Origin of the sequence: Ligilactobacillus ceti DSM 22408, from assembly GCF_000423245.1 — a bacterium.
GTDB classification, from domain to species: domain Bacteria; phylum Bacillota; class Bacilli; order Lactobacillales; family Lactobacillaceae; genus Ligilactobacillus; species Ligilactobacillus ceti.
In genome coordinates this window covers 676,373-693,822 of the sequence record NZ_KE383993.1, presented here as the reverse complement: position 1 = coordinate 693,822, position 17,450 = coordinate 676,373, and the positions used below count along the sequence as shown (strand labels likewise).

Sequence of the window (17,450 nt, the reverse complement as noted above, 5' to 3'; positions counted from 1 at the left end):
GGGAGGAATTAATGAATGAGTTCTGGTAAAGTAATTCAAGTTATCGGGCCAGTCGTCGACGTACAATTTCCTCTAGATCAAGCTTTGCCACAAATCAACAATGCTTTAAATGTAACACGTGCCGATGGCTCTAATTTAGTTATCGAAGTTGCGCTTGAACTTGGTGATGGTGTCATGCGTGCAATCGCCATGGATTCTACCGATGGTTTGCAACGTGGAGCAGAAGTTGTGGATACAGGTGCAGCTATTAGCGTACCTGTTGGTGAAGCTACTCTTGGACGTGTATTTAACGTGTTGGGAGATCCAATCGATGATGGTCCAGTATTTGGTAAGGATGCAGAACGTAACCCTATTCACCGGGCTGCACCTGCTTATGATGAATTAAGTACAAGTACAGAAATCTTGGAAACAGGTATCAAAGTTATCGATTTATTAGCCCCTTATATCAAGGGTGGTAAAATCGGTCTCTTCGGTGGTGCCGGAGTTGGTAAAACTGTTTTAATCCAAGAATTAATCCACAATATCGCGCAAGAACATAACGGTATTTCCGTGTTCAGTGGTGTTGGGGAACGTACACGTGAAGGTAATGACCTTTATTTCGAAATGAAAGACTCTGGAGTTCTTTCAAAAACAGCCATGGTATTTGGCCAAATGAACGAGCCACCTGGAGCTCGTATGCGTGTTGCTTTAACTGGTTTAACAATTGCGGAATATTTCCGTGATGTGCAAGGCCAAGACGTATTATTATTTATTGATAATATTTTCCGCTTTACACAAGCCGGTTCTGAAGTATCTGCGTTATTAGGTCGTATTCCATCAGCCGTAGGTTACCAACCTACATTGGCTACTGAAATGGGTCAATTACAAGAACGTATTACTTCTACTAAAAAAGGTTCAGTTACATCTATTCAAGCTGTATATGTTCCAGCCGATGACTATACTGATCCTGCTCCAGCAACAACATTCGCTCACTTGGATGCAACAACTAACTTAGAACGTGCGTTAACACAGATTGGTATTTATCCAGCTGTTGATCCGCTTGCTTCTACATCTAGTGCGTTAAGTCCTGAAATCGTGGGTGAAGATCACTATGCTGTAGCTACAGAAGTTCAACATATTTTACAACGCTATCGTGAATTGCAAGATATCATCTCTATCTTAGGTATGGATGAATTATCTGATGAAGAAAAACTTGTCGTTGCTCGTGCACGTCGTGTTCAATTCTTCTTATCACAAAACCTTCACGTAGCGGAACAATTTACAGGTCAACCTGGTTCTTATGTTCCTGTTAAGGAAACAATTAAGGGCTTTAAGGGAATCTTAGCTGGTGATTATGATGAATTACCAGAAGAAGCATTCCGTTCAGTTGGTCCAATTGAAGATGCAGTAGAAAAGGCAAAAGAATTAGCTGAATAAGAGGGAGGTAACGTCTAATGAGCAAGGCGAATGTTTTGACTGTTAACGTTGTTACTCCTGATGGCCGTATCTATGAAGGTACAGGTAAATCAGTAATTTGTACAACTACTAAAGGTTCGATTGGTTTTATGCCTAATCGTGTTCCAATCTTAGCTAGTTTAGCTATTGATGTTGTTAAAATTAGAAAAGAAGATGATTCAGTTGAAGAAATTGCTGTAACAGGTGGTTTTATTGAATTTTCTGATAATGTTTTAAACGTTGTGGCCTCTGCAGCAGAATGTGTCGAAGACATTGATGTTGAACGTGCTAAAGCAGCTCGTGAACGTGCATTGAAACATATCCAAGATGCGAAAGTATCTAAAGATATTAATGATTTGCGTCGTGCTGAAATTGCTTTAAGACGTGCTATTAACCGTTTGAAATTAACAAACAACTAAAAACAAAAAGCCTTAGATTTTGAAAAAAATCTAAGGCTTTTTTTGTTTCTAAAATTAAGTAAAATCAATGACTCATATAGTTGAATTGTGATATTATAAAGTATGGATAAGTTTTTGAGTGAAGGAATGTAATTATGAAAACAGTAGGATTTATGGCAGTTATTAGAATAGTAAGTTATTTTGTATTTATAGCAGCTGCTTTTAGTGGAATTCAAAGTTTACAATTAGAACGATATTTTAGAATTACACCTGAAAAACAAACGAAATTCAAATTGATAATAATTATGCTTTCTGTAGCGATTGGCTATGGTTGCAGTGAATTCTTTTTAAGTTTTATTGATAATGTACGAAATTTAATGTATTTATACTAAAAATAATTAGTTAGAGAGTGTGGAGGAGAATAATTTGGAAAAAATTATTGTACGTGGAGGAAAACGTTTAGTTGGTGAAGTTGAAATTGAAGGGGCAAAAAATGCCGTTTTACCAATTTTAGCAGCTAGTATTTTACCAACAAGTGGTCGTTTAGTTTTACATAATGTACCAATGTTATCAGATGTTTATACTATGAATAATGTATTGCGCTTTTTAAATGTGCAAGTTGGCATGGATGAAGTAAATAAAACAGTTGTTTTGGATGCAACAAATGATATTTCTTATGAAACACCATTTAAATACGTTGCGAAAATGCGTGCTTCGATTGTTGTTTTAGGACCGTTATTGGCACGTTTAGGTCATGCAAAAGTAGCTATGCCGGGTGGATGTGCGATTGGAACTCGTCCAATCGATTTACATTTAAAAGGTTTAGAAGCGATGGGTGCAAAAATTTCTCGTCATGATGGTTATATTGAAGCTACAGTAGATCGGTTGCAAGGTGCTAATATTTATTTAGACTTTCCAAGCGTGGGAGCTACACAAAATATTATGATGGCTGCCACTTTAGCTAAAGGTACAACTGTTATTGAAAATGTAGCACGAGAACCAGAAATTGTTGATTTAGCTAATGTTTTAAATAAAATGGGTGCAAAAATCAAAGGTGCTGGTACAGAAACATTAAAAATTGAAGGTGTGGAAGAATTATACGGTGTTGAACATTCAATTATTCAGGATCGTATTGAAGCAGGAACATTTATGGTTGCTGCGGGATTAACACAAGGGAATGTTTTAGTTAAAGGAGCCATTGCTGAACATAACAAACCATTAATTTCAAAAATGAAACAAATGGGAATTAAAGTTCAAGAAGAAGAAAACGGCTTACGTATTATTGGACCAAAAGAATTAAAACCAGTTAATGTTAAAACATTACCACACCCAGGTTTTCCAACAGATATGCAACCACAAATGACCATTTTACAAATTATGGCAAATGGTACAAGTATGTTAACAGAAACTGTTTTTGAAAATCGGTTTATGCATTTAGAAGAATTACGTCGGATGAATGCTAATTTTAGAATTGAAGGTAATTCAGTTGTGATGGTGGGACCTGCTAAACTAAATGGTGCTGAAGTAGCAGCTACAGATTTACGTGCAGCAGCTGCCTTAGTCTTATCAGGTTTAGTTGCTGAAAATATTACGCAAGTTACACATTTAGATTATTTAGATCGTGGATATTATAAATTCCATGAAAAATTAGCTAAATTAGGTGCAGATATTAAACGAATTAATGATGTGGTTGATACTGAATATCAAATTAAAACACCAGTTGTTTAATAAGAATGATTAAATAAAAAAGCTATTAACTAACAAATTTTTGTTAGTTAATAGCTTTTTTTTATTTGTTTTTGATTTGATTAGCGTATTGTAATGCAGCTTCAATATTTGGTTGGAAAGAGTCTTCACCGATTAAATCTAACATACCCGCTTTTTTAAAGACAGAGAATGGTTGTTCATTAACATGAGAGAAAATAACTGAAATTCCAAGATGATGACATTCTTGAATGAATAAAGAAAGGCCATTTAAAGCTGTACTATCCAGTGCAGGAACACCTTTCATACGAATGATAATTACAGATGTGTTTGTTTGTTGATCAATATGTGGAATTTTATCAGCAGCACCAAAGAATAAAGGTCCGATAAATTCATAGACACGTACACGATCTGGAACAATCATATAACGACCGTTTTCATCTTCGGAATCTTCAATATAATAATCCCATTCTTTAAAGTTCGAAACTTCGGCCATTCGTTTCATAAATAATAGACAAGCAAGCGTCATTCCGACTAAAATTGCCACTACTAAATCGAAAATAACAGTTAATAAAAAGGTTGTGATTAAAACGGCGATATCACTTTTTGGTGATGTTTTAATAGTTTTAACAACGGCTTTCCAACCACTCATATTATAAGCTACTTGGAATAAGATTGCTGCAATACAAGGCATTGGAATTAAAGCAGCATAAGGCATTAGTAAAACTAAAACAAGTAATAAAATAATGGATTGAACCATGCCGGCTACAGGAGTACGGCCACCGTTTTTAATATTAGCTGCAGTTCTAGCGATAGCACCAGTTGCTGGAATACCACCGAATAAAGCAGAAGCAGTATTACCTAAACCTTGACCGACTAATTCCATATTTGAATTATGAACTTGACCAGTCATTTCATCAGCTACAACAGCAGATAATAAAGATTCAATTGCTGCTAAAATTGCAATGGTAAAAGCATCTGGTAACACTTCATAAACAATATTAAATGAAAAATGTGGTAAATGGAATGTGGGTGGAGCACTAGAAATAGTATATAAATTGCCAATAGTATTAACTGGTAATTTAAATAAATGCACAAGTGAAGCTGTAACAATCACGGCGATTAAAGATGCTGGAATTTTTTTATTAATACGTGGCCAGAAAATTAAAATTATTAAAGCAATAATTCCAATGAAGAAAGCTAAAGGATTCCAGGTCGGTAAACTAAACCAAACTTCTTTGATTTTATCAATTGTTTCAATTGGTGAATGTGCAAATGTTAAACCTAAAAAGTCTTTTAATTGACCGATTAAAATGGTAACAGCAATCCCTGCGGTGAAACCAGCTGTGATGGTCGTTGGGATATATTTAATCATACTACCCATACGTAAAAGCCCCATAACAATGAGGATTAGCCCAGCTAGAACAGTAGCAACTGCTAAACCTTGCATCCCATTACGAGCAACTATGCCGGCTACAATAGTTGCAAATGCTGCAGTTGGACCTGCAATTTGGAATTTACTACCACCAGTTGCAGCAATTACAAAACCACCAATAATAGCTGTGTATAACCCTTGTTCAGGGGAGACGCCTGAGGCTAAAGCTAAGGCAATAGAGAGCGGAAGTGCAATAATTGCAACGATAATCCCAGAAACGACATCTTTAGCGAGTGCTTCTTTAGAATAGTGCTTCATCGAGAGGACTAATTCTGGTATTAATTTATTCATGAATCATTTTCTCCTTATTATGAATTTTATTTATAAATTGCTTTATTTCCTTAAAAGCATAACGAATTAATAATATCACTCTGTTTCCAGAGCGACAAGATAGGAAATGCATAAAAACGGATACAAATTATTTTTTTTATTTAATTTTTTTAATTATTTGAAAATCATGTGACAATATATAATTTTTTTATTATAAATAGTAGCCTTATAACATTGATATCTTGCAGTTTAGAGCTTGAAGTATTATAATAAATTGGATATATTGAAAAATTCAATTTAATAGTAAAAAAGATAATAAAAACAATATTTAAAAAGGAGCTTAATTATGGCCAAAGATATCGGGATTGACTTAGGTACAGCGAATGTTTTGATCAATGTCCAAGGTAAGGGCATTGTTTTAAACGAACCATCCGTCGTTGCTATTGATACAAAAAGCGAACGTGTTTTAGCTGTTGGTTCAGAAGCGTACAAAATGGTTGGTCGGACTCCCAATAATATTAGAGCAATTCGTCCGTTAAAAGATGGTGTGATTGCTGATTTTGATATGACAGAACAAATGTTGTCATACTTTATTAAAAAATTAAACGTGAAGGGTTTCATGTCAAAACCTAATATTTTAATTTGTTGTCCAACAAATACAACAGATATTGAACAAAAAGCAATTCGTCAAGCTGCAGAAAAATCAGGTGGCGGTAAAGTTTATTTAGAAGAAGAACCTAAAGTAGCTGCAGTAGGTGCAGGCTTAGATATTTTTCAACCACATGGCAATATGGTAATTGATATTGGTGGTGGGACAAGTGATATTGCAATTTTGTCTTTAGGCGATATCGTCGCAAGTAGTTCTGTCAAAGTAGCTGGTGATAAATTAAATAGTGATATCATTAATTATGTACGTCAAAATTATAATTTACACATTGGGGAACATACGGCTGAAAGAATTAAAATTGAAATCGGAACTGTTTTGAAAGGTCATCGTCAAAAAGAAATGAATGTTCGTGGACGTGGCATTATGGATGGTTTACCAAAAACAATTATTTTAACATCAGATGAAGTTGAAGAAGCTGTTCATGATACAATGTTAGCGATTATTGTCGCTACCAAAGAAGTATTAGGAATTATTCCACCAGAAATTGCAGCGGATATTATTGATCGCGGAATTGTTTTAACTGGTGGTGGGGCGCTTTTAGATGGGATTGATGAATTATTCTCAAATCACTTGAAAGTACCTGTTGTTATTTCAACAACACCATTAAATGATGTTGCCAATGGAACTGGTATGTTACTTGAACATATTATCAATAGTGGTAAGAAATAATGATTAATAATTTTTTCAAGAAATTATTGATTTACCCAGTGAAATTTTATCAAAAAGGGATTTCACCATTATTACCACCAAGTTGTCGATATTATCCAACTTGTTCTAGTTATATGATTCAAGCCATTGAAAAACATGGTCCCATAGCAGGTTTGGTGATGGGGATAGCCCGGATTTTCCGATGTAATCCTTTCCTTAGAGGAGGACATGATCCTGTACCTGATCATTTTAGTATTTTCAGGAATAAAAATCCAAAAAAAGAAGATTAAACGTAAGTGTCGCAATATGAGGAGGATTACTTAGTGTCAAAGAAAGAAAAAAATATTGAAATTAGTGAAAACCTTAAAAAGGTTCAAGGTAAAGAAGTTATTGAATTAACTTTAAAAAACAAAGTATTAGGAACAATTGCGCAAGAAAATGGTAAGTTTATTGCACAATTACCTAGTGAAGAAGAATTTCGTGTGAATTCTAAAAATGAAGCTATGGGAATTTTAATTCGTGAATTCCATTTACATAGTAGTAATTAAAAAATATCTAAATTTGTCGACTAAAAGTTATCTTTAGTCGGCAAATTGTTTATAATAAGCAAAAAAAGCTAATGAAAAAGGAGAAGCTGACTTTTGGATAATAAAAAATTTAGACGCTCCAATCGGGATGCTGATTCGCGAATCGATTACGGGATAATATTTTGTGTCTTGGTTTTAGCAGTAATTGGAATGGCTTCAATTTATGTTGCGATTATGCATGATGGTAAAACAATTGGAGTGGGGCGTACAATGATTGTACAAGCTTTGTGGTACATGATTGGCATGGGTGTTGTAGCCTTCATTATGCAGTTTGATGCGGAACAGCTCTGGAAAATAGCACCACTAGCTTACGGTTTAGGTGTAACTTTATTAGTTTTAGTTTTGATATTTTATAGTCGAAGTTATGCAGCTTTAACTGGTGCAAAAAGTTGGTTTGCAATTGGACCTTTGACGTTTCAACCGTCTGAGGTTATGAAGCCGGCTTATATTTTAATGATGAGTCGTGTTATTACAGAACATAACAATGAACATTACGAACATACAATGCGTTCTGATTGGAAGTTATTAGGAAAACTATTTTTATGGACTTTACCTATTGCTGTGTTATTAAAATTACAAAATGACTTTGGGACCATGTTAGTGTTCTTTGCTATTTTAGGTGGATTAATCTTAGTTTCTGGGATTACTTGGAAGATTATCGCACCTGTTGTAGCTGGTGTAGGTTTTTTAGGCTCAACAGCTATTATTTTAGTAGTGTATAATCAATCGATTTTAGAAAAAATTGGTTTTAAAATGTATCAATTTAAACGGGTTGAATCATGGTTGAATCCATCTGCAAGTACTTCTGGTAGTGCATATCAACTTTGGCAAAGTATGAAAGCAATTGGGTCAGGACAATTATTTGGTAAAGGTTTTAATGTATCGAATGTTTATGTTCCTGTTCGTGAATCTGATATGATTTTTTCTGTTATTGGAGAAAATTTTGGATTTATTGGTGGTTGTATTTTGATCTTTATTTATTTATTATTGATTTTCCAAATGATTCAAGTTACTTTCGATACAAAAAATGAGTTTTATGCATATATTTCTACTGGGGTTATTATGATGATTTTATTCCACGTTTTTGAAAATATCGGGATGAGTATAGGATTATTACCATTAACAGGTATTCCGTTACCATTTATTAGTCAAGGTGGTTCAGCGTTGATTGGTAATATGATCGGAATTGGGTTAGTAATGTCGATGCGTTATCATAATCAAAGTTATATGTTTAGTAGTAATGAACAGTTTCATTAACAAGAAAGGAGTTTGGTAAAATAATTACCAGGCTCCTTTCGTGTAGAGAGTGAAATATATTTTTTGCAAATTTAGTTAAAATCAGAGATACTATATATAAGTAAGTAAAAAGGGAGTTAGAAATAATGCTTAAATTTTATTGTTATCCCAAATGTAGCACTTGTAAAAAAGCACAAAAATGGTTGGAAGAACACGAAGTTGCGTATACATATTATGATATTGTGACGCAGACACCGAGTGCTAACGAAATAAAAGCAATCTTAACAAAAGGCACACATCCATTGAAATATTATTTCAATACAAGTGGTCAACATTATCGTGAACAAAATTTAAAAGAACGATTGGCTGAAATGGACATTGACGAAATTAGTCAATTATTATCACAAGATGGCATGTTATTAAAAAGACCTTTATTAATAGATGACAATGAAGTGATTTGTGGTTTTAAAGAAAACATTTATCAAAGTGAACTGCTTTAAAAAGGAGAACAAAATGTCACGTTTAGAAATTAAAGATTTACATGTGGAAATTGAAGGTAAGAAAATTTTAAAAGGTGTCAATTTAACCTTAAAAAGTGGGGAAATCCACGCTATTATGGGACCTAATGGAACTGGTAAGTCAACATTATCAGCTGCTATTATGGGGAATCCTAATTATGAAGTCACGCAAGGTGAAATTTTATTAGATGGGGTTAATTTATTAGAATTAGAAGTCGATGAAAGAGCTCGAGCAGGGATCTTTTTAGCGATGCAATATCCTTCTGAAATACCTGGCATTACAAATGCTAGTTTTATTAAAGATGCGATTAATGCACAACGTCCGAGTGATCAACCTTTGAGTATTCGTAAATTTATTAAAAAATTAGATGAAACAATGGCGTTGTTAGAAATGCCAGAATCGATGGCGGATCGTTATTTGAATGAAGGTTTTTCCGGCGGAGAGAAGAAACGTAATGAAATATTACAAATGATGATGATTGAACCAAAATTTGCTATTTTAGATGAAATTGATTCAGGGTTAGATATCGATGCTTTAAAAGTTGTGGCTAAAGGTGTGAATCAAATGCGTCCGCATGATTTTGGAGCGTTGATTATTACGCACTATCAAAGATTATTAAATTATATCGTACCGGATGTAGTGCATATTATGATGGATGGTCGTGTTGTAACAGAAGGTGGACCAGAGTTGGCAAAAGAACTAGAAGCGAATGGATATACTGAATTAGCAGCTAAATTAGGAATTGATTTAGCCGATAAATAAACAAACCAGAGAAAGGTACATCATAATATGAATGGAAATCAAAGAAACGAAATAAATTATGAACCACAATGGTTTCAAGATTTGCGTACAGCAGCTCAGCAGCAAGAAACACAACAAATGCCAGCTATTAAAAAAGTTAAATTTAAACGTTGGAATTTACATGTTACTCAGCCGCAACAACATGTAGCAGATCAAACAAAATTGGCGAAAATTAATTTGGATCAGAATACAGTTAATACATTTGTACAATTCGGTTCGCAAACAACGCAGAATACATTAAGTTCACAATATACACAGCAAGGTGTTATTATGTGTGATTTTCAAACTGCGTTGCAAGAACATGAAGCGTTAGTGCGTAAATATTATCAAAAAAGTTTGGTTCAACAATCGCATCAATTATTAAATGAACATCAGGCTAATTTTCAAAATGGATTATTTATTTATATTCCTAAAAATGTCAATCTTCAGGATGTGCTGACTAGTTATTTAATTCAGGATGCTACTATTCAACAAGATTATGTGACCCATGTTTTGTTAGTAGTAGATGAAAATAGTGAAGTGAATTACTTAGAAAATTTAATGACAATTGGTTCACAAAAAACAACGGCTAATATTGTAGTGGAAGTAATTGCCAAAGCGAATAGTAAAGTGACATTCACAAGTTGTGATCAATTAGGCGCTCAAACAACAACTTATTTAAATCGCACAGCACAAGTTGCTCAAGATGCAACTGTGACTTGGTCAACTGCTATGTTGAATGATGGTCATGTTTTAGCTGATTTTAAAGCTGATTTAATTGAAAATGGTGCTCAAGCAGATCTTCAAATTGTAGCTTTGGCAACGGGAAAACAAACACAAGGAATTGATACTAAAGTTAATAATAAAGCTTGCTACACTCAAGGACATATTTTGCAGCATGGAGCTATTCTTGGAAAAGCAACTTTAACGTTTAATGGAATTGGTCATGTTTTTCCAAAAGCAACTGGATCTGATGCTCAACAAGAAAGTCGGGTTTTAATGTTGACACCACAAGCCAAAGGTAATGCAAATCCGATTCTTTTAATAGATCATAATGATGTGACAGCAGGGCATGCTGCTAGTGTAGGGCGAGTTGATGAAGATCAGATGTATTATTTAATGAGTCGAGGGTTATCTAAAGAAGTGGCACAAAAATTAGTCGTATTAGGTTTTTTTGGACCAGTCTTAGCTAAATTACCTAGTCAAAATTTGAAAGATCAAATGTTAGCTTTGTTAGAAAGGAAAATGCAAGATGATTGATGTGGATACAGTAAAATCTGATTTTCCTATATTACAAACGACAATGAATGAAGAACCGTTAGTTTATTTAGATAATGCAGCGACTACGCAAAAACCGCAAGTTGTTTTAGAAGCGATTAATCAATATTATATGCAAGAAAATGCGAATATTTATCGAGGTATTTATCAAATTGCCGAAAAAACAACCGAAAAATTCGAAACTGTTCGAAAGCAAGTGAGTACTTTTGTTAATAGTGCTAGTGAACGAGAAATTATTTTTACTAAAGGGACGACACAAGCATTAAATTGGATTGCTCAAGGTTATTTTTTGGATAAAATCCATCCAGGAGATGAAATTGTTTTATCTTATTTGGAGCATCATAGTAATTTAATACCATGGCAGCAACTAGCGCAAAAAACAGGTGCTACTTTAAAGTTTATTCCGTTGAACGAAGATGGAGATCTTGATTTAATGGCAGCGAAAGAAATAATCAATTCTCAGACTGCTCTTGTTGCGATTACACATGTTTCGAATGTTTTAGGTGTAGTAACACCGATTGCCGAATTAAGTCGTTTAGCACATGAAAATAACGCTTTAATAGTAGTGGATGGAGCTCAAAGTGTTCCACATCATCAACTGGATGTGCGGAAGTTAGATATTGATTTTTTAGCTTTTTCAGGACATAAAATGCTAGCTCCAACCGGAATTGGTGTTTTATATGGAAAAATGGAATATTTAAAAGAAATGCGTCCTATTGAATTTGGTGGTGAAATGATTTCTAAAGTCGGTTTAACAGAAGCAACATTTAAACCTATTCCATGGTGTTTTGAAGCTGGTACACAACATATTGCCGGTGTTATCGGCTTAGGTGCAGCATTGACTTATTTAACAAATATAGGCATGGATAACATTGAAACGTATGAACAAGAATTGACAAGTTATGCTTTGGAAAAATTAAGTAGTATTTCGGGGATTGAAATTTATGGTGAAAAAGCCAAGCATAAAAGTAGTATTATTTCATTTAATTTAACAGGAATTCATGCGCATGATGCAGCGACAGTTCTTGATTTACAAGGGATTGCATTACGAGCAGGGCATCACTGCGCTCAGCCTTTAATGAAGTATTTACAGATTCAAGCTAGTTTAAGAGTTAGTTTTTATTTCTATAATACGAAGCAAGATGTGGATCGTTTAGTGACAGCTTTGTTAAAAACGAAGGAGTATTTTGAAAATGGCATTATCTAAATTAGACAATTTATATCGCCAAGTGATTTTAGAACATGGGCAACACCCGCGACATTATGGAGAATTAAACAACAAGACAAATGAAATTGAAATGTTTAATCCTACATGTGGCGATGAAATAACATTACAAGTTAAAATTGTTGATCAAAAAATACAAGATATTAAATTTCAAGGACAAGGGTGTACAATTTCTAAAGCTTCAGCGAGTATGATGGCAGAAGAATTAGTTGGAAAAGATATTAAAACCTGCCAAGTAGCAGCGCAAGCTTTTTCAAAGTTAGTGATGGGAGAAGAAATTACTGACGGTGAAGATGAACTTTTAGGTGATGCAGTTGTCCTAGCAGGTGTTCAACAATTTCCTGCACGGATTAAATGTGCAACATTAGCGTGGAAAGGATTGGCACAAGTCTTAGCGAAAGTAGGTGAAAAAAATGAGTGATCAGATTATCGATGAATTGGGGGGAGCTTATCAATATGGTTTTAAAGATGATGTCACCCCAACTTATACAACAGGTGAAGGTTTATCTGAAGATATTGTGCGTGAAATTTCCGAAATTAAAAATGAGCCTGAATGGATGTTAGAATTTCGGTTAGCAGCTTATCGGATTTATCGGGAATTACCAATGCCTAATTTTGGACCAGATTTAAGCCAATTAGATTATGAAAATATTAATTATTTTCGACGAGATGCTGACCATGTGGCACGGGATTGGGATGACGTACCTGAAGAGATTAAAGAGACTTTTGAACGTTTAGGAGTACCAGAAGCTGAACGAAAATATTTAGCTGGTTCTTCAGCTCAATATGAATCAGAAGTTGTTTATCATAATATGTGTGAAGATTTTAAAAAATTAGGGATTGTTTTTATGAGTATGGATGCAGCTGTACAAGAATATCCTGAATTAGTCCAAGAATATTTTGGGAAATTAATCCCACCAACAGATAATAAAATGGCGGCATTAAATTCAGCGGTGTGGTCTGGTGGTACATTTATTTATGTTCCAAAAGGTGTACGAGTTACGACTCCAATTCAAAGTTATTTTAGAATTAACGCAGGTAATTCTGGTCAATTTGAAAGAACTTTAATTATTGTGGATGAAGATGCCAGTGTGAATTATGTAGAAGGGTGTACTGCACCGAATTACTCTGAAGATAGTTTACATGCAGCTGTAGTAGAAGTGAATGTTTTAAAAAATTCATATTGTCGCTATACAACCATCCAAAACTGGTCTGATAATGTATATAGTTTGGAAACGAAACGTGCACAAGCTTTAGAGAATTCTACGATGGAATGGGTAGATGGAAATCTAGGCTCTAAAATGACAATGAAGTATCCAAGTGTTTATTTAAACGGTGAAGGTGCTCGAGGTACAATGTTATCAATCGCGTTCGCTGGTAAAGACATTATTTCTGATACTGGTGCCAGAATGTTGCATAATGCTAAAAATACATCATCTTCTATTGTTTCAAAATCGATTTGTCGTGATGGTGGTCGTGTGGATTATCGTGGACAAGTTCGTTTTGGTCGTAAAAGTGATGGATCGATATCACATGTTGAATGCGATACGATTATCATGGATGATAAATCAGCTAGTGATACAATTCCATATAATGAAATTTTAAATGGAAATGTTTCTTTAGAACATGAAGCAAAAGTTTCTAAAATTTCCGAAGAGCAACTTTATTATTTGATGAGTCGTGGATTAAGTGAAGAAAAAGCAACTGAAATGATTGTTATGGGCTTTGTTGAGCCATTTACAAAAGAATTACCAATGGAATATGCCGTGGAATTAAATCGATTGATTGAATATCAAATGGAGGGCTCTGTTGGGTAAAATGATTTTAAATAATAAGTAAAATTTATTAGCTAGTTGTTAAAAGTGTTTTTCAAAATAGAGGCAAAAAAAGATTGCTATTTCATGCCGATTAACTTAATATTATGAGAATGAAAAATAAATTAAGTTTATGAATGTAGGTGAAACATTTAAATGAAAAATTCAAAAGAAGGCATCTTTTTTGCGATTTTAGGAACAATGTTATGGGGGATTTCCGGTAATTTTGCCCAATATTTATTTACTAGATATCAATATTCCGCGTTTTGGGTTGTTGGTGTTCGTTTGATAGTAGCGGGTTTTATTATTCTAGTCTGGTCTTATATTGCGGTTAGCCGTAAAGAATGGCGACGTTTTTGGCACAAAGAAAATATTATGCAAGTGTTGGCATTTACTTTTTTAGGAATGGTACCATCACAATTAACTTATTTTTGTGCTATTGAATGGGGAAATGCTTCCACTGCAACAGTTTTACAATTTATGGGACCATTATTTATTATTATTTATTTAGCATTACGTTCACGTCAATTACCACGAAGAGTTGATATTATTTCAATTATTATTGCCATTGTCGGGACGGTCTTGTTAGTAACTAATGGCAATTTAGCAAGTTTAAGTTTAGCGCCCCTTGCTTTGTTTTGGGGAATTATGGCTGGCGTTAGTCAAGCATCATATACATTGTTACCACGTAAATTATTACAAGAATTTGATGCAAGGTTAGTAACTGGAGCAGCGATGGTTGTAGGTGGGTTAACATTTTTACCGATTGTGATTACGCAACCAATGCCTCAAATTACGCCAATGAGTTTATTAAGTTTAGGTTATATTATTATTTTCGGAACAATGTTTGCTTATCTATTTTATTTAAAGAGTTTACAAACTATTTCACCAGCTACAACAGGGATGTTAAGTGCGTTTGAACCATTAACAGCGACATTTGTAGCTATGATTTGGATGCAATTACAAATGAGTCCAATCGAAATTTTAGGTGCTGTTTTAATTTTATCTACAGCATTTATTCAAGCATTATCCTTACAAACGCAATCAATGAATCAAAAAATTAATTATCAAGTAACGAAAACAGAACATAAATTTAGTCTCCAACGTAAAATGAAAGGTGAGTTAAAAAATGAATAAAGAAATAACTTCAAATCAAAATGAAATGCCAGAAAATCACGGACCAGTTCACGTTAACTGTAACTATACATTATTGAAAAGCGGACGTAAAAAACAAGATGATGGTAGTAAAGTTAGTTTGAAAAATCGTTTAACACAATTATTTTCTAAAAATTAAAGAGTGTTAAAAAAAGATGTGCTAAGGATAACACTTGGTGCATCTTTTTTATTTTGACTAAAATAATTAGGGTGTTTTTTGATAAAAATCAAGATAAATTGACGAAAAAATTACCTAAAATGAAAATTATATTATATAATAGGGTTTACGAATTTAATTAATAAATTTGATAGGACGGATATAAAGATGGAAAATAAAAAATTACATGTCGCTTTATTATTCGGGGGAAATTCTTCTGAACATGATGTTTCAAAACTTTCAGCTCGGAATATTTATGAAGCGTTAGATCGCCAAAAATATGAAGTTTCAGTATTTATGTTTACTAAACAAGGTTATTTATTAGATAATCAAGCATCACTTGAAATTTTAGAAGGTGGCGATGAAGCTACAATCGTTGAAAAAGTTATGCAAGATGTTGATTTTACAAATCCATTAGCTAATTTACAAAACTTATCTCAAGTTAAAGATGTTGATCTTTTTATGCCAGTTATTCATGGTAATATGGGTGAAGATGGTACTATTCAAGGTCTTTTCCGCTTGTTAGATAAGCCATGGGTTGGTAGTGGAATTGCTGCATCTGCTAACTCATTTGATAAAGATTTAACAAAACAACTTTTAACATATAATGGAATCCGTAATACAAAATATATTACAATCAAACCAGAAAATCGTGCAGATTACACATATGAAAAAGTTGTTGCTGAATTAGGTACTGATTTATTTATTAAACCAGCACGACAAGGATCTTCAATTGGGATTCACCCAGCAAGAAATGAAGCAGAATTTATAGCTGCAGTTGAGGATGCTTTTAAATACGATTATAAAGTTGTTGTTGAACAAGCTGTGAAAAATGTACGTGAAGTAGAATGTGCTGTTATTGGTAATCGTGATGCTAAGGCTTCACAATTAGGTGCAATTGCAGTACAAGATAAGGGCGAATTTTATGATTATAATAATAAATTCGTTGATGCATCAGGTGTTGTTTTTGAACTACCAGCTAATTTACCAAGTGAATTAACACAAGAAATTCGCGAAATGGCAGTAGCTGCTTATCATGTATTAGATAATAAAGGTTTATCAAGAATTGACTTTTTAATTGATGAAGATAATGTACCTTATTTAGGTGAAATCAATACTTTACCTGGATTTACAAATATTTCATTATACCCACAATTATGGGAATTAGAAGGTATTAGCTATGCTGAGACATTAGATCGGTTAATTAATTTAGCATTGGAAGAATATGATTATAACGCTAAATTAAGTTTTGATTTAGTTTTAGATAATGATTAAAAATATAAATTAAAAAGGCTTGGATTTTTAAATCCAAGCCTTTTTTGTATTTAATTAATCTTTTTTAGCAGCTTTCTTTTGTTCTTTTGTTAAAGCTAATTTATTATCTAAATCTGTTCTTACAACTAAAACATCACATGTAGCAGTACGTGTTACGTATTCTGTAACAGAACCGATTAATAAACGTTCTACAGCGTTTAAACCAGTTGCACCAATAACGATTAAATCTGTTTTTTGTTGTTCAGGAATTTCTTTTGCGATTAGTACTTTAGGAGCACCGTATTCGATGGAGTAAGTGATGTTAGTCATGCCAATTTCTTTGGCTTCTTTCACATAACCTTCCATTGTTTGACGAGCTGTTTCAGTAACTTGTTCGACCATTTCTGTATCGAAACTAGAAATGTTTTGGAAAGCACGTGTATCGACAATGTGAACAAGGTGAAGTGTTGTATCAGAACCGTTCCGTTGAGCAACTGCAATAGCTTTTTTGAAGGCTAATTCAGCTTCGTATGAACCATCCACAGGTACAAGAATATTTTGATATTTTTGTAACATAAAAATCATCCTTTCATAATTCCTTACCTTCATTTTACTTGAAAAAACTATAAAAATAAAGTTTTTAATCATTATAATAAAAAGAGCGAACAAAGAAAAACTTTGTTCGCCGAAAATCCGAATATGCCGGTAATCATCTCTGTAGTTGAACCCGCTCATAAGCAGGAATGTATTTATAACTTAAATTCAAACTTCCTAAATTAAATAGGCCTGTCATTCAATAAGTATCTAAATAACTAAATTTAAAGTGTTCGGTCAACCTTACCTTTATGAGATAACGCGTACACTTAAGAATTTCATCTATATCTTAGCA

The 17,450-nt window shown here is 33.6% G+C and carries 19 protein-coding genes; 17 read left to right on the top strand and 2 right to left on the bottom strand.

All coding sequences use genetic code 11. The annotated features are described in order from the left end of the window. Positions 1-15 precede the first annotated feature (15 nt). From atpD to murA, 4 genes are all read left to right on the top strand, one after another. Complete coding sequence (atpD, locus tag G540_RS0106220; RefSeq protein WP_027107406.1) at positions 16-1,416, top strand: F0F1 ATP synthase subunit beta; 1,401 nt, start codon at positions 16-18, stop codon at positions 1,414-1,416. A gap of 17 nt (positions 1,417-1,433) precedes the next feature. Beyond that, positions 1,434-1,853: a F0F1 ATP synthase subunit epsilon gene (locus G540_RS0106215; protein WP_027107405.1), complete on the top strand. Its 420-nt coding sequence runs from the start codon at positions 1,434-1,436 to the stop codon at positions 1,851-1,853. 134 nt (positions 1,854-1,987) lie between these two features. Then, the gene (locus G540_RS0106210; protein ID WP_027107404.1) at positions 1,988-2,224 is read left to right on the top strand and encodes a DUF1146 family protein; all 237 of its coding nucleotides are present in this window, start codon (positions 1,988-1,990) and stop codon (positions 2,222-2,224) included. 34 nt (positions 2,225-2,258) lie between these two features. Continuing rightward, entirely contained in the window at positions 2,259-3,560 is a 1,302-nt protein-coding gene (gene murA / locus G540_RS0106205; protein ID WP_027107403.1) for a UDP-N-acetylglucosamine 1-carboxyvinyltransferase, read from the top strand. Positions 3,561-3,621: 61 nt separating this feature from the next. Here the strand turns inward: murA and G540_RS0106200 are convergent, their stop codons facing one another. Further along, on the bottom strand, positions 3,622-5,262 hold the full coding sequence (locus G540_RS0106200; RefSeq protein WP_027107402.1) for a SulP family inorganic anion transporter: 1,641 nt from the start codon (positions 5,260-5,262) through the stop codon (positions 3,622-3,624). Positions 5,263-5,587: 325 nt separating this feature from the next. On the opposite strand from G540_RS0106200, the gene mreB reads away from it, so the two are divergent. The 13 genes from mreB (at position 5,588) to G540_RS0106135 (ending at position 16,582) form a co-directional block, all read left to right on the top strand. Further along, positions 5,588-6,577, top strand: coding sequence for a rod shape-determining protein (gene mreB / locus G540_RS0106195; RefSeq protein WP_027107401.1), 990 nt, complete (start codon positions 5,588-5,590; stop codon positions 6,575-6,577). Further along, positions 6,577-6,846: a membrane protein insertion efficiency factor YidD gene (gene yidD, locus G540_RS0106190; RefSeq protein WP_035463630.1), complete on the top strand. Its 270-nt coding sequence runs from the start codon at positions 6,577-6,579 to the stop codon at positions 6,844-6,846. Before mreB ends, yidD begins: the two co-directional genes overlap by 1 nt. Positions 6,847-6,879: 33 nt before the next feature. Beyond that, on the top strand, positions 6,880-7,104 hold the full coding sequence (locus G540_RS0106185; RefSeq protein ID WP_027107399.1) for a DUF2969 domain-containing protein: 225 nt from the start codon (positions 6,880-6,882) through the stop codon (positions 7,102-7,104). 93 nt (positions 7,105-7,197) lie between these two features. Next, positions 7,198-8,400, top strand: coding sequence for an FtsW/RodA/SpoVE family cell cycle protein (locus tag G540_RS0106180; protein WP_027107398.1), 1,203 nt, complete (start codon positions 7,198-7,200; stop codon positions 8,398-8,400). Between the two features lie 125 nt (positions 8,401-8,525). After that, positions 8,526-8,879, top strand: coding sequence for an arsenate reductase family protein (locus G540_RS0106175; RefSeq protein ID WP_027107397.1), 354 nt, complete (start codon positions 8,526-8,528; stop codon positions 8,877-8,879). A gap of 13 nt (positions 8,880-8,892) precedes the next feature. Beyond that, on the top strand, positions 8,893-9,660 hold the full coding sequence (gene sufC, locus G540_RS0106170) for a Fe-S cluster assembly ATPase SufC (protein WP_027107396.1): 768 nt from the start codon (positions 8,893-8,895) through the stop codon (positions 9,658-9,660). 27 nt (positions 9,661-9,687) lie between these two features. Next, entirely contained in the window at positions 9,688-10,938 is a 1,251-nt protein-coding gene (gene sufD / locus G540_RS0106165) for a Fe-S cluster assembly protein SufD (RefSeq protein WP_027107395.1), read from the top strand. Continuing rightward, a complete protein-coding gene (locus G540_RS0106160; RefSeq protein WP_027107394.1) occupies positions 10,931-12,163 on the top strand; it encodes a cysteine desulfurase in 1,233 nt (410 codons plus the stop codon). Before sufD ends, G540_RS0106160 begins: the two co-directional genes overlap by 8 nt. Beyond that, positions 12,150-12,602 carry a Fe-S cluster assembly sulfur transfer protein SufU gene (gene sufU, locus G540_RS0106155; RefSeq protein WP_027107393.1) on the top strand — a complete coding sequence of 151 codons (453 nt, stop codon included), beginning with the start codon at positions 12,150-12,152 and terminating at the stop codon, positions 12,600-12,602. The genes G540_RS0106160 and sufU overlap by 14 nt, the downstream gene beginning before the upstream one ends. Continuing rightward, complete coding sequence (sufB, locus tag G540_RS0106150; RefSeq protein WP_027107392.1) at positions 12,595-13,998, top strand: Fe-S cluster assembly protein SufB; 1,404 nt, start codon at positions 12,595-12,597, stop codon at positions 13,996-13,998. The genes sufU and sufB overlap by 8 nt, the downstream gene beginning before the upstream one ends. A 153-nt stretch (positions 13,999-14,151) precedes the next feature. After that, positions 14,152-15,132, top strand: coding sequence for a DMT family transporter (locus tag G540_RS07165; protein WP_051188981.1), 981 nt, complete (start codon positions 14,152-14,154; stop codon positions 15,130-15,132). Then, the gene (locus tag G540_RS07430; protein ID WP_155885142.1) at positions 15,125-15,289 is read left to right on the top strand and encodes a hypothetical protein; all 165 of its coding nucleotides are present in this window, start codon (positions 15,125-15,127) and stop codon (positions 15,287-15,289) included. The genes G540_RS07165 and G540_RS07430 overlap by 8 nt, the downstream gene beginning before the upstream one ends. A gap of 186 nt (positions 15,290-15,475) precedes the next feature. Continuing rightward, entirely contained in the window at positions 15,476-16,582 is a 1,107-nt protein-coding gene (locus G540_RS0106135; protein ID WP_027107391.1) for a D-alanine--D-alanine ligase family protein, read from the top strand. Between the two features lie 54 nt (positions 16,583-16,636). On the opposite strand, the gene G540_RS0106130 is transcribed toward G540_RS0106135, so the two are convergent. Then, positions 16,637-17,137, bottom strand: a complete 501-nt coding sequence (locus G540_RS0106130; protein ID WP_027107390.1) for a universal stress protein — start codon at positions 17,135-17,137, stop codon at positions 16,637-16,639. Between the last annotated feature and the right edge of the window lie 313 nt (positions 17,138-17,450).